Origin of the sequence: Thioclava sp. ES.031, assembly GCF_002563775.1 — a bacterium.
GTDB lineage: Bacteria > Pseudomonadota > Alphaproteobacteria > Rhodobacterales > Rhodobacteraceae > Thioclava.
This window is the reverse complement of sequence record NZ_PDJO01000001.1, coordinates 3,165,380-3,177,103: the sequence shown is the minus strand read 5'-3', so window position 1 is coordinate 3,177,103 and position 11,724 is coordinate 3,165,380. Positions and strand designations below refer to the sequence as shown.

Sequence of the window (11,724 nt, the reverse complement as noted above, 5' to 3'; positions counted from 1 at the left end):
ATGACCGACAAGACGATCCTGCGAGCTTTGAAAGGCGAAGTGCTGCCTACCCCTCCGGTCTGGATGATGCGGCAGGCGGGGCGCTACCTGCCGGAATATCGCGCGACGCGGGCGAAGGCGGGCGACTTCCTGTCGCTGTGCTACAATCCCGAACTGGCCGCCGAAGTGACGCTGCAGCCGATCCGCCGCTACGGGTTCGACGCGGCGATCCTGTTTGCCGACATTTTGCTGCTGCCGCAGGCTCTGGGCGCCGATCTGTGGTTCGTCACCGGCGAGGGTCCGCGCCTCTCGACCATCACCGGGGCGGAGGGCTTCGCCAAGCTCAAGACCAAGGACGACATCCACGAGACGCTCAACCCGGTCTACGAGACCGTCTCGATCCTCTCGGAAGAACTGCCGAAAGAGACCACGCTGATCGGCTTCGCCGGCGCGCCCTGGACCGTCGCGACCTACATGATCGCGGGCCGTGGCACCAAGGATCAGGGCCCGGCCCATGCGCTGAAGGCCGAAGACCGCGAGACTTTCGTGAAGATCATCGACCTGCTGACCGTCTCGACCATCGAATACCTGTCGAAACAGGTCGAGGCCGGGGCCGAGGTCGTGAAGATCTTCGACAGCTGGGCGGGCTCGCTCAAGGGGCAGGATTTCGAGGATTTCGCCGTCGAGCCGGCGCGCAAGATCATCGCCGAGATGAAAGCGCGCTTCCCGGGTCTGCCGGTCATCGCCTTCCCGCGCGAGGCGGGCGAGGGCTATATCGGCTTCCATCAGAAGACCGGCGCCGATTGTGTTGCGCTCGACAATTCGATCACGCCGGAATGGGGCGCCGAGCATGTGCAGGTGTCCGGCTGCGTGCAGGGCAACCTCGCATCCTCGCATATGGTCACCGGCGGTCAGGCGCTGATCGACGAGACGCGCCATGTGGTGCAGGCCTTCAGCAAGGGTCCGCATATCTTCAACCTCGGCCACGGGATCACCCCCGATGCCGATCCGGAGAATGTGGCCCTGATGGTCGAGACGATCCGCAACGGCTGACGCGCGGTTTCGACCGAGAGCACGCGCGTCCGAGCCTTCGGGCGCGTGTCCTTCGCTTCCTCTTGGCCCAAATATCCCGGGGTGAATTCGCGCAAGCGAAGAGGGGCAGCGCCCCTCCAACCTTGGCCCTGTGCGCGCCTTAGCCCCTCAATACCACTTCGCGATTGGCGGTAGGCTCATCAGAACCGCATCCGCGTTATGCCCGGTCTCGAGCCCGAATTTCGTGCCCCGGTCATAGACGAGATTATATTCCGCATAGAGGCCGCGATGGCGCAGTTGGGCCTCGCGGTCCTCCTCGGACCAATCCTGTACCCGGCGCTTCTCGATCAGCGGCTGGAAGGCGGGCAGGAAGCCCGCGCCCACCGATTGGGTGAAGGCGAAATCATCCTCCCACTCGCCGGTGTTCAGATCGTCGTAGAAAATCCCGCCGACGCCGCGTGCCCGGCCGCGATGGGGGATGAAGAAATACTCGTCCGCCCAGGCCTTGAAGTGGTCGTAATAGGTCTTGTCATGGGCGTCGCAGGCGGCCTGCATCTCGGCGTGGAAATGCGCGGTGTCCTCGTCATACTCAAGGCACGGATTGAGGTCGGCACCGCCGCCGAACCACCACGCGCCGGGCGTCCAGAACATGCGGGTGTTCATGTGGACGGCGGGGCAATGCGGGTTTTGCATATGCGCGACGAGGCTGATCCCCGAGGCCCAGAAGCGCGGGTCTTCCTCCATCCCCGGCACGCCGCGCGCGGCCATCGCCTTTTGCGCGCGGGGCGCCAGTTCGCCCCAGACGGTGGAGATGTTCACGCCGACCTTCTCGAAGACGCGCCCGCCGCGCATCACGCTCATCTTGCCGCCGCCATGATCCTCGCCGTTCGGCCCCTTGCGCTCGGTGGGCGTCACCTCGAACCGGCCCGGCGCCTGATCGGAAAGCGGGCCTTGCGCATGGCTGTCCTCCAGCCCCTCGAACGCCGCGACGATCCGGTCGCGCAGGTCGGAAAACCACTGGCTCGCGCGGGCCTTGCGGGCGTCGAAATCCTCAACCGTGTCAGTCATGCGTAGGGCCTCCCAAATCTCTGGCGTGATCCTTAGCAGGCGCGGGCGGGTGCGGGAAGGGCGCGATTGATCGCGCGATTGATCGGGCGCACTTGCGAGCGTAGGCTGAGAGCGAAGGAGACCGCCCATGCGCCACGCCCTCATGCTGATCCCGCTCGTCCTGCTCGCCGCTTGTGGCACTCCGCAGGAACGCTGCATCCGTCAATCCACGGCCGAATTGCGGCGCGTCACCGATCTGGTGAGCGAGGTACAGGGCAATCTCGCGCGGGGCTATGCGTGGCAGAGCTACGAGACCACGTCGAGCCGATGGGAAATCTGCGGCTATGACACGATCACCAAGGGCGACAAGGTGATCCAGAAGCCGCGCATGTGCCTCGAGGATTACACGGTGACGCGGCAGCGCCCGATCCCGATCGACCCGGCCGCCGAGAAACGCAAGCTGGAAGCGCTGCTGAAGCGGCAGGCGGAGCTGTCGAAGGCCGCCGAGGCGCAGATCGCGGCCTGCAAGGCGGCCTATCCCGAAGAGGAGAGCTGAGCGCTCAGCTCCCCTGTTTCACTTTCGCCAGAAGCTCCAGCACCTTCGGCCCCAGAGCAGAGACCACCTTCTTCACCCCTTCGGGCGAGGGGTGGATATTGTCGGGCTGCATCAGGTCGGTCTTGGCGCGCTCTTCGATCGGGGTCTCGGTGATCGGAGCGAGCAGGTTGGGCACCAGAACGGCATCGTATTTCTGCGCCAGATCGGGATAGATCGCGTCGAAATCGTGCTGATATTTCGGCCCGAAATTCCCCGGTGCGGGCAGCCCCGCCAGCAGCGCCGGGATGCCCTTCGCCTGAAGTTTCGCCAAAATCCCATCGAGGTTCGCCCGCGCCTGTTCGGGCGGCAGTCCGCGCAGCAGGTCATTGCCGCCCAAGGCCACGATCACCGCGTCGGGCTGGGGCGTCAGCAGCCAGTCGATCCGCGACAGCCCGCCCGCCGTGGTGTCGCCCGAGACGCCCCCGTTGATCACCTTCACATCCTGCCCATGATCCTGCAGCCAGCCCTGCAGCTGCGGCACCAGCCCGTCCGCCGGATTATCGAGCCCATAGCCTTGGGTCAGCGAGTCCCCCAATGCGAGGATCGACACCTCCGCCATCGCGGGCCCGGCCCCCAGCGCCAGCCCCGCGGCGATAAAACCCGCAGCGATCCGCTTGCGTATCCCCATCCGCGGCCCATATCCCTTTGAAGCAAAAGAAAGACGGCGCATGAGTGACACGATCCTTGAGTTGAAAGACGCGCGGCTTGCGCTCGATGGCAATACCGGGCCGGTCGAGATCCTCAACGGGATCGACCTGAGCATCGCGAAAGGGGAAAGCGTCGGGCTCACGGGGCCGTCTGGATCGGGCAAATCGTCGCTCCTCATGCTGATGGGCGGGCTCGAACGCGCCACCTCCGGGTCTGTCACCGCTTTGGGCCACGATCTCTCGAAGCTGTCCGAGGATGCGCTGGCGCGGTTTCGTCGGGGTAATATGGGGGTGGTTTTCCAAAGCTTCCACCTCATCCCGACGATGACGGCGCTGGAAAACGTCGCGATGCCGCTGGAAATCGCGGGGGTGGAGCGCCCGTTCGAGCGCGCCGCGGCAGAGCTGGAGGCCGTCGGGCTGGCGCATAGGCTCGAGCATTATCCCAGCCAGATGTCGGGCGGCGAGCAACAGCGCGTGGCCCTGGCCCGCGCGGTTGCGCCCCGGCCTGCGATCCTGCTGGCGGATGAACCCACCGGCAATCTCGACAGCGCCACGGGCGAGACGATTATCGAGCTGCTCTTCGGCCTTCAGGAAAAGCACGGCGCGACGCTGGTGCTGGTGACCCACGCGCCCGAACTGGCCGCGCGCTGCGACCGCATCGTGGAGCTGCGCGACGGCGAAGTCGTGGGCGATCACATCGCAACGGACGCCCCCGCATGAGCCTCGCGCTCTCCATCGCCCGGCGCGAGCTGCGCGGCGGCATTCGCGGCTTCTGGGTGATGCTGCTCTGCCTGATGCTGGGCGTGGCGGCGATCGCCTCCGTGGGGCTGGTGCGCTCCGCCATCGAGCGCGCACTGTCGGATCAGGGCGCGGTGCTGCTGGGCGGCGACGCGCAATACGAATTCACCTATCGCCGCGCCAAGCCCGAGGAGTTGCAATGGATCACCGACCGCGCCACGGCGGTCTCCGAGGTGATCGACTTCCGCTCGATGCTGTCCACCGGCACCGATCCCGCCGACCGCGCGCTGACGCAGGTGAAGGCGGTGGACGGGGCCTATCCGTTGACCGGCAAGCTGCAGCTCGATCCGCCCGTCACGCCTGACGCGTTGACAGGGAAGGGCGGCGTGCCGGGGATTTTCCTCGATCCGATCCTCGCCGATCGTCTGGGCCTGAGCCCCGGTGATAAGGTGCAACTCGGCGGGCAGGATTTCGTGATGATGGCGCGGATCGTGCGCGAGCCGGATTCGACCGGGACAGGGATGGGGCTTGGCCCGCATTCCATCGTCTCTCTGACGGCGATCGAGAACACGCCGCTTCTCTCGCCGGGTTCTCTTTTTGAGACGGAATACCGCGCGACACTGCCGCCCGATACCGACCTCGCCACCCTGAAACAGCAGGCCGAGACCCGGTTCGACGGTGCAGGTATGCGCTGGTCCGACCGCCGTCGCGCCGCGCCGGGAGCGGAGCGTTTCGTGCAGCGGCTGGGCTCTTTCCTCGTGCTGGTGGGGCTCGCAGGGTTGGCTGTGGGTGGCGTCGGCATCTCCGCAACCGTCGCTGCCTGGATCGAACGTAAGGCGCCTACCATCGCGACCCTGCGCGCGCTCGGTGCCACCGGCAGCACGATCCGCGCGGCGTTTCTGCTGCAGCTCGCCGCCCTCGGCCTTGCGGGCATTCTCGCGGGGCTCGTCCTCGGCGCCGGTCTCGTCCTTGGCGCGTCGGGGCTGATCGAACGCTCGCTGCCGCTGCCGGTCGAGATCGGCCTCGATCCCGGCCCGCTGGGCGAGGCCGCGCTTTATGGCGCGCTGGTCGCGATGCTGTTTGCCCTCTGGCCGCTCTCGCGCATGTCGAAGATGCGCGCGGCGACGCTTTACCGCGACACCGGCGCAGGCCGCCGCCTGCCGGGCTTGCCCACGCTTCTGCTGACGGCGGCGCTTCTGACGATCATCGTGACCGTCTCGGCGTGGTTCTCGGGCCTCTGGACGCTGACGCTGGCGAGCCTCGGCGGCATCGCCGTGGCGCTTCTGATCCTGACGCTCGCCGCCAGCCTGATCCGCTGGCTGGCGCGTCGCGCCCAGCATCGCGCCCGAGGCCGCCCCGTGCTGCGCGCAGCCCTTGCCGCGATTGGCGGGCCGCGCTCCGAGGCGCGCTCGGTCATCCTCTCACTCGGCCTCGGCCTCTCGGTTCTGGCCGCGGTGGGGCAGGTCGATAGCGGCTTGCGCGGGGCGATCGACCGCGATCTGCCGAAGGTCGCGCCGGCCTATTTCGTGATCGATATCCAGCCCGACCAGATTCAGCCCTTCACCGATCTGCTGGTGGATATGCCCGAAGTCACCAAGGTCGAAAGCGTGCCGATGCTGCGCGGCGTGATCACCAAGATCAACGGCGAGGACGCGCGCAAGACGCATGGCGAGCATTGGGTGCTGCGCGGCGATCGCGGCGTGACCTATGCCGAGACCCCGCGCGAAAAGATCACCGCGGGCGAGTGGTGGCCGAAGGATTATAGCGGCCCGCCGCTGGCCAGTTTTTCGGCCAAGGAGGCGCAGGAGATCGGCCTGAAGCTCGGCGATACGATCACGGTGAACATTCTCGGGCGCGACATCACCGCGAAGGTGACTTCGTTCCGCGACGTGGATTTCTCGACCGGCGGGATCGGCTTCGTCCTCACGCTCGACCCGGCGGCATTGCGCGGCGCGCCCCATACATGGCTCGCCACGATCTACGCGCCGCCAAGCGCCGAGGCGCAGGTGATGCGCGATCTGGCGGAGCGTTTCCCCAATATCACCGCGATCCGCGTGCGCGACGCCCTGCAGCGCGTGACCGATGCGCTCTCCGCCATCGCGCGGGCGACCTCGCTGGCCGCGGGCGTGACGCTGCTCACCGGCTTCGTCGTGCTGATCGGTGCGGCGGCGGCGGGCGAGCGTGAACGCGCTTGGGAGGCGGCGATGCTCAAGACGCTCGGCGCCACGCGCGGCGCGATCCTTGCGAGCTTCGCGCTGCGCTCGGCGCTGATGGGCGCGGCGGCGGGCCTGGTTGCGATCCTGTTTGGCGGGCTCGCGGGCTGGGCCGTGGTCGATCTGGTGATGGGGGCGGAGTTCCATTTCGCCCCGATCCCCGCGCTTCTGATCGTGGCGGGCGGCGTGATCGCGACGTTGCTGGCCGGTCTCGTCTTCGCACTGCGCCCGCTTGCAGCCCGGCCTGCCGGGGTGTTGCGCGCGCCTGAGTGAGGGGCGGCTTTGCGTGGAAAGGCCGGATGCCTCCGGCGGGGATATTTCGGCCAAGCCGAAGCGAGGGCGCTTTGCTTCGCCTTGGTGCAAATATCCCCCGCGGAGCGTCCCTAAGTTTGAGGGCGCGCAGGTCGCGGGTCAGCGCAGCCCGGTTTCGCGGAGCAAGCCGCGCCGTTTTGCCTCGTAGTAATAGCCGCGCGAATACCATTTCACCGCGCGATCTTCCGAGCCGTCCGAGACAAGCCATGCGCCGCGCAGGTATTTCACCGCGTATTTCAGGTTCGTGTCGGGATCGAGCAGGTCATGCGGTTGGCCGCGAAATCCCATGCTACGCGCGGTTTGCGGCAGGATCTGCATCAGCCCGTAATAGGGGCCGTTGCGGGCATCGGCGCGGTAGCGGCTCTCGCGCTGGACCACGCGGTGGGTAAGGGTGCGCGGCACCCCGTAATGGTCCGAATAGCGGTTGATCAGGGCGCGGATTTCCGGCGTCTCGTTGCGATGGAGCGGTAGCGCATAGGCCGGTTTCGGCATCGGACGCGGCGAGCCGCCACAGGCCGCGAGGGCGCCGAGCGAGAGCAGAAAGAGGCGACGAGTCAGCATGCGGGCGCTCCGGGTGGTGGGTCGCCGTCAGCTAAGCGTCCTCCTTGCCGCTTGGGAAGGGTGGAGTTCCGGCCTCGGCGCGCTCTCGCCGATCCGCGCCCGGATCAGCGCAGGGCGCGGCGCAGGCGCAGCGCGTTGGTGACCACGAAGACCGAGGAGAACGCCATCGCGCCCGCCGCCAGCATCGGGGACAGGCCGGGCCCGCCGAAAGGCACGAGGATGCCCATCGCGACCGGGATCAGCGCGACGTTATAGGCGAAGGCCCAGAACAGGTTCTGCCGGATGTTGCGCATCACCGCGCGCGACAGTTCCAGCGCCATCGCGACGCCGTTGGGATCGCCGCGCATCAGCACGACTTCGGCAGCTTCGATGGCGACATCGGTGCCGGTGCCGATCGCGAGGCCCACATCGGCGGCCGCCAGCGCAGGCGCGTCATTGATGCCGTCGCCCACGAAGGCGACCGGGCCAATCTGGCGCAGGCTCTCGACCGCGTCGCGCTTGCCGTCGGGCAGTACCTCGGCCTCGATCCGGTCGATGCCGAGATCGTGGCCCACGGCTTCGGCCGTGGCGCGCGTGTCGCCGGTGACCATCGCCACCTGCTTGCCCGCCTTATGCAGAGCGTCGACCGCTTCGCGCGCCTCGGGTTTGATCGGGTCCGACAGCGCCATCAGCGCGACGGGGCGGTCGTCGAGCGACATCCAGACCGGGGTGCGGCCTTTCGCGGCCAGCGCCTTCGCGCGTTCGGCAAAGGGTGCGATATCGGCCCCGGCCTCTTCCATCGCACCGGCATTGCCGATCCAGAGCTTGGCCCCTTCGGCCTGCGCGCGCAGCCCCTTGCCGGACAGCGCCTTGACGCGTTTGACCGGCGCATGGGCGATGCCGCGCGTCTCGGCCTCGGCGAGGATCGCGCGGGCCAGCGGATGCTCCGAGCGCGCCTCGGCGCCTGCGGCCAGCGCGAGGATCTCCGCCTCGGGCAGATCGGCGAGCGGTTCGAGATCGGTCAGGGCGGGGTGGCCTTCGGTCAGCGTGCCGGTCTTGTCGAAGCCCACGACTGCGACTTCCGAGAGACGTTGCAGCGCGTCGCCACGGCGGAACAAAAGGCCCAGTTCGGCGCCGCGCCCGGTGCCCACGAGGATCGAGACCGGCGTCGCCAGCCCCATCGCGCAGGGGCAGGCGATGATCATCACCGAGATCGCCGCGACGAAGGCATGCGAAAAGCCCATGCCCGCGATCATCCAGATCGCGAAGGTCAGGAGCGACAGCGCCATGACCACCGGCACGAAGACGCGGGTGACCTTGTCGACCAGCGCCTGCACCGGCAGTTTCGCGCCCTGCGCGGCTTCGACCATCGCGATGATCCGCGACAGGACGGTGTCGCCGCCGGTCGCGGTGACGCGGTAGCTGAGTGCGGATTCGCCGTTCACGGTGCCGCCGGTGATCGGATCGCCTTCGGATTTCGCGACGGGGACGGGCTCGCCCGTCAGCATGCTCTCGTCGATATGGCCCGCGCCCTCGGCGATTACCCCGTCGAGCGCGACCCGTTCGCCGGGGGCGAGCAGCAGGATGTCGCCGGGCACGAGTTCCTCGATCGGACGTTCCTCGACACCATTTTCGGTCTGCACGCGCGCGGTCTTGGGCTGCAGCCCGATCAGCCGCGAGATCGCCTCGCCAGCGCGGCCCTTGGCGCGCGCCTCCAGCCAGCGACCCAGCAGGATCAGCGTGACGATGGTCGCCGCCGCCTCGAAATAGACGCCCCGCGCGGCCTCTGGCAGAAGGCCGGGCGCAAGCGTGACAAGGGCGGAATAGACAAAGGCGGCGAGCGAGCCCATCGCGACGAGCGAATTCATCTCGGGCGAGCCGCGCAGCAGGGCGGGGACGCCGATGCGCAGAAAGACGCGGCCGGGGAAGGCCAGCACCAGCGCGGTGAGGATCATCTGCACCCACCAGCTTGCTTCGATCCCGATCGTGCTGGCGATCAGGTGATGCATGCCGGGGATCATATGCGCGCCCATCGCGAGCACGAAGACCGGGGCGGTCAGCGCGAGCGCGGTCAGGAACTGACGCCGCAGCTGGCGCGCCTCCTGCATCTGGCGCTCGGCGGCGCTGGGGCCGTTGGCCATCTCCTCTTTCAGGCGCCCCGGATAGCCCGCCTGGTCGAGCGCGGTCTTGAGGCTCTCGAGATCGGCAGGCCCGTCGAATTCGACATGGGCACTGCGCGCCATCAGGTTGGCCGAGGCGTTTTGCACGCCGGGTTGTGCCAAAAGTGCGCGTTCGACCCGACCGGTGCAGGCGCCGCAATGCATGGCGTCGATGATAAATGTGGCTTCGCTCATAGGGCGTTATCTGATCCTGCGCAGGGCTGCGGTCAAGCGTCGCGCGACATATGCAGGTAATTGAATTTGACGTGAGGAGCTGTTATATTCTTTCACAACGTAACTTTTCTCGTGGAGTGCCCTCGAATGAACCTCGACCGTGCGATTTTTGCCTTCGCTGGCGTGATGATCCTGATCTCGCTGCTGCTGGCCGTCTATGTCTCGATGTATTGGCTGTGGTTCACCGCCTTCATCGGCGCGAACCTGCTGCAATCGGCCTTCACCGGCTTCTGCCCGGCGGCGATGATCTTCGGCAAGTTCGGCATCAAATCGGGCTGCGCTTTCGGTAAGTAATCGACAAAGCGGCAACGATTGGCGCTGGCCTTTTTCTGACCCGGTACCAAATTCTTGAGAGGGTGGGGCGGCTTTGCTAGCCTCACCCTTGGTTTTGTCGAACGCTTTGCCGGGAGACGCCGCAGGATTTTGCAGGAGTTTGATCATGGATCGCCGCGCTTTTCTTCTTTCGCTGGCCGCTTTGCCCTTCGCAAGCCTGCCCGCTTTCGCCGCAAGCGGACCCGCGCAGACCATCGAGACCGCGCCCGCGAAGCGCTGGCCGATCGGCTCGCAATATTACCCGACCAAGGTCACGGTGAAGCCCGATCTGGCGGTGGGCTCGATCATCATCGTCTCGGATAAGTTCTTCCTCTATCACATCACCGCGCCGGGCGTGGCGATGCGATACGGCGTGGCCGTGGGCAAGGATGAGCTGAAGTTCCGCGGCACCGCGACGGTGGCGCGCAAGGTCAAATGGCCGAGCTGGACGCCCACGCGCGAGATGATCGAACGCAATCCGGCTTACAAGAAATACGAGGACGGGATGAAGGGCGGGCCGGAAAACCCGCTCGGCGCGCGGGCGATGTATCTCTATCAGAATGGGCATGACACGGCGATCCGCATCCACGGCACGACCGAACCGGGTTCGATCGGGCACGCGGTCTCGAACGGCTGCATCCGGATGGTGAACGATCATGTCATCGATCTGTTCAACAGCGTCCCCGTCGGCACGCAGGTTACTGTCTACTGATGAAACTTACCTCGATTGCCGAGGTCGCCGCGCTCGATTTCGACACGATCATCGACGTGCGCTCACCTTCGGAATTCGCCGAGGATCATATCCCCGGCGCCATTAATCTGCCCGTGCTCGACGATGAGGAGCGCGCCCGCGTCGGCACGATCTACAAGCAGGTCGCGCCTTTTGACGCGCGCAAGATCGGCGCGGCGCTGGTGGCGCAGAATGCAGCCAAACATCTGCAGGGTCCGCTGGCCGATAAGGAGGGCGGCTGGCGTCCGCTGGTCTATTGCTGGCGCGGCGGGCAGCGTTCGGGGTCGTTCGCGACGATCCTCAAGCAGGTCGGCTGGCGCGTGGAGCTGGTCGAGGGCGGTTACAAGGCCTTCCGGTCGCTGGTGGTGGAGGCCGGGCTTGCCGCGATGCCCTGTCCGGTCGTCGTTCTCGACGGCAACACCGGCACCGCGAAGACCGACATCCTGAAAGCCGCGCGGGCGCAGGGTGCGCAGGTCATCGATCTGGAGGGGCTCGCCAATCATCGCGGCTCGCTCTTCGGGGCGATGGAGGGTGGCCAGTCGAGCCAGAAGGATTTCGAGTCGCGGCTGATCATGGAGATCGCGGCGCTCGATCCGGCGCGGCCGGTGCTGCTGGAGGCGGAAAGTTCCAAGATCGGCGATCTGCAACTGCCCGCCGGAATCTGGGCCGCGATCAAGGACGCGCCGCGCCTGCGAGTGCGTGCGCCGCTGTCGGAGCGGGCGCAGTATCTGGCGCGGGCCTATGCGGATATCACGGCGGATGCCGACCGGCTGCTGGCGGTGCTCGATCAGCTGCGGCCCTTCCAGCCCGCCGAGCGGATCGCGGCGTGGCAGGCGCAGGCCACGGCGGGGGAATATGCGGCGCTGGCGGGGGAGTTGATGCGCGACCATTACGATCCGCGCTACGAGAAGCACCGCGCGCGCCATGTGGAGCATGAGCGGGTGATCGAGGCGGACAGCCTCGCGCCGGAGGCGATCGAGGGGCTGGCTGCGCAGGTGGTGAAAGAGGCGTCGGAGATGGCGGGGCGCTGAGGGGCGCGCCCGAGCCTCGGGTGGGCACCCCCTCGATGCGTGGCTGGGTGATTTATTTAGCAAGCCCGAAAGACCGTTAGGCCCGCGGCGCTATCGCCAATGCGCCCTCCCGGGGGGAGGGTCGGGCGCGGCCCGGGCTGGTCGCCCGTGCCAGA

11 protein-coding genes are annotated in these 11,724 nt (G+C 67.0%); 7 read left to right on the top strand and 4 right to left on the bottom strand.

All coding sequences use genetic code 11. The annotated features are described in order from the left end of the window. The gene (gene hemE, locus AXZ77_RS15115; protein WP_098411790.1) at positions 1-1,032 is read left to right on the top strand and encodes a uroporphyrinogen decarboxylase; all 1,032 of its coding nucleotides are present in this window, start codon (positions 1-3) and stop codon (positions 1,030-1,032) included. A 147-nt stretch (positions 1,033-1,179) separates the two neighbouring features. Here the strand turns inward: hemE and hemF are convergent, their stop codons facing one another. Then, a complete protein-coding gene (hemF, locus tag AXZ77_RS15110) occupies positions 1,180-2,079 on the bottom strand; it encodes an oxygen-dependent coproporphyrinogen oxidase (protein WP_098411789.1) in 900 nt (299 codons plus the stop codon). A gap of 127 nt (positions 2,080-2,206) precedes the next feature. Between hemF and AXZ77_RS15105 the strand changes: the two genes are divergently transcribed. Further along, positions 2,207-2,614, top strand: coding sequence for a hypothetical protein (locus AXZ77_RS15105; RefSeq protein ID WP_078600099.1), 408 nt, complete (start codon positions 2,207-2,209; stop codon positions 2,612-2,614). Positions 2,615-2,618: 4 nt separating this feature from the next. Here AXZ77_RS15105 and AXZ77_RS15100 read toward each other — a convergent pair whose 3' ends face one another. Continuing rightward, positions 2,619-3,281 carry an arylesterase gene (locus AXZ77_RS15100; protein ID WP_255266515.1) on the bottom strand — a complete coding sequence of 221 codons (663 nt, stop codon included), beginning with the start codon at positions 3,279-3,281 and terminating at the stop codon, positions 2,619-2,621. 40 nt (positions 3,282-3,321) lie between these two features. Between AXZ77_RS15100 and AXZ77_RS15095 the strand changes: the two genes are divergently transcribed. Together AXZ77_RS15095 and AXZ77_RS15090 are read left to right on the top strand one after the other, a co-directional pair. Continuing rightward, on the top strand, positions 3,322-4,020 hold the full coding sequence (locus AXZ77_RS15095; protein ID WP_098411787.1) for an ABC transporter ATP-binding protein: 699 nt from the start codon (positions 3,322-3,324) through the stop codon (positions 4,018-4,020). After that, on the top strand, positions 4,017-6,524 hold the full coding sequence (locus AXZ77_RS15090) for an ABC transporter permease (RefSeq protein ID WP_098411786.1): 2,508 nt from the start codon (positions 4,017-4,019) through the stop codon (positions 6,522-6,524). Before AXZ77_RS15095 ends, AXZ77_RS15090 begins: the two co-directional genes overlap by 4 nt. 138 nt (positions 6,525-6,662) lie before the next feature. Here AXZ77_RS15090 and AXZ77_RS15085 read toward each other — a convergent pair whose 3' ends face one another. Next, positions 6,663-7,124, bottom strand: coding sequence for a transglycosylase SLT domain-containing protein (locus AXZ77_RS15085; protein WP_098411785.1), 462 nt, complete (start codon positions 7,122-7,124; stop codon positions 6,663-6,665). A 104-nt stretch (positions 7,125-7,228) separates the two neighbouring features. Then, positions 7,229-9,457 carry a heavy metal translocating P-type ATPase gene (locus AXZ77_RS15080; protein WP_098411784.1) on the bottom strand — a complete coding sequence of 743 codons (2,229 nt, stop codon included), beginning with the start codon at positions 9,455-9,457 and terminating at the stop codon, positions 7,229-7,231. A 126-nt stretch (positions 9,458-9,583) separates the two neighbouring features. Here AXZ77_RS15080 and AXZ77_RS15075 point away from each other — a divergent pair, with 126 nt between their 5' ends. The 3 genes from AXZ77_RS15075 to mnmH all read left to right on the top strand — a co-directional run bounded on the left by AXZ77_RS15075 (position 9,584) and on the right by mnmH (position 11,569). Then, a complete protein-coding gene (locus tag AXZ77_RS15075; protein WP_078520385.1) occupies positions 9,584-9,790 on the top strand; it encodes a DUF2892 domain-containing protein in 207 nt (68 codons plus the stop codon). Positions 9,791-9,935: 145 nt separating this feature from the next. Further along, positions 9,936-10,520, top strand: a complete 585-nt coding sequence (locus tag AXZ77_RS15070) for a L,D-transpeptidase (RefSeq protein WP_098411783.1) — start codon at positions 9,936-9,938, stop codon at positions 10,518-10,520. Further along, entirely contained in the window at positions 10,520-11,569 is a 1,050-nt protein-coding gene (gene mnmH, locus AXZ77_RS15065; protein ID WP_098411782.1) for a tRNA 2-selenouridine(34) synthase MnmH, read from the top strand. The genes AXZ77_RS15070 and mnmH overlap by 1 nt, the downstream gene beginning before the upstream one ends. Positions 11,570-11,724: the final 155 nt, after the last annotated feature.

Coding starts and splice junctions, on each gene's coding strand:
- hemE (WP_098411790.1), top strand. CDS start 1: ATGACCGACAAGACGATCCTGCGAGCTTTGAAAGGCGAAGTGCTGCCT.
- hemF (WP_098411789.1), bottom strand. CDS start 2,079: ATGACTGACACGGTTGAGGATTTCGACGCCCGCAAGGCCCGCGCGAGC.
- AXZ77_RS15105 (WP_078600099.1), top strand. CDS start 2,207: ATGCGCCACGCCCTCATGCTGATCCCGCTCGTCCTGCTCGCCGCTTGT.
- AXZ77_RS15100 (WP_255266515.1), bottom strand. CDS start 3,281: ATGGGGATACGCAAGCGGATCGCTGCGGGTTTTATCGCCGCGGGGCTG.
- AXZ77_RS15095 (WP_098411787.1), top strand. CDS start 3,322: ATGAGTGACACGATCCTTGAGTTGAAAGACGCGCGGCTTGCGCTCGAT.
- AXZ77_RS15090 (WP_098411786.1), top strand. CDS start 4,017: ATGAGCCTCGCGCTCTCCATCGCCCGGCGCGAGCTGCGCGGCGGCATT.
- AXZ77_RS15085 (WP_098411785.1), bottom strand. CDS start 7,124: ATGCTGACTCGTCGCCTCTTTCTGCTCTCGCTCGGCGCCCTCGCGGCC.
- AXZ77_RS15080 (WP_098411784.1), bottom strand. CDS start 9,457: ATGAGCGAAGCCACATTTATCATCGACGCCATGCATTGCGGCGCCTGC.
- AXZ77_RS15075 (WP_078520385.1), top strand. CDS start 9,584: ATGAACCTCGACCGTGCGATTTTTGCCTTCGCTGGCGTGATGATCCTG.
- AXZ77_RS15070 (WP_098411783.1), top strand. CDS start 9,936: ATGGATCGCCGCGCTTTTCTTCTTTCGCTGGCCGCTTTGCCCTTCGCA.
- mnmH (WP_098411782.1), top strand. CDS start 10,520: ATGAAACTTACCTCGATTGCCGAGGTCGCCGCGCTCGATTTCGACACG.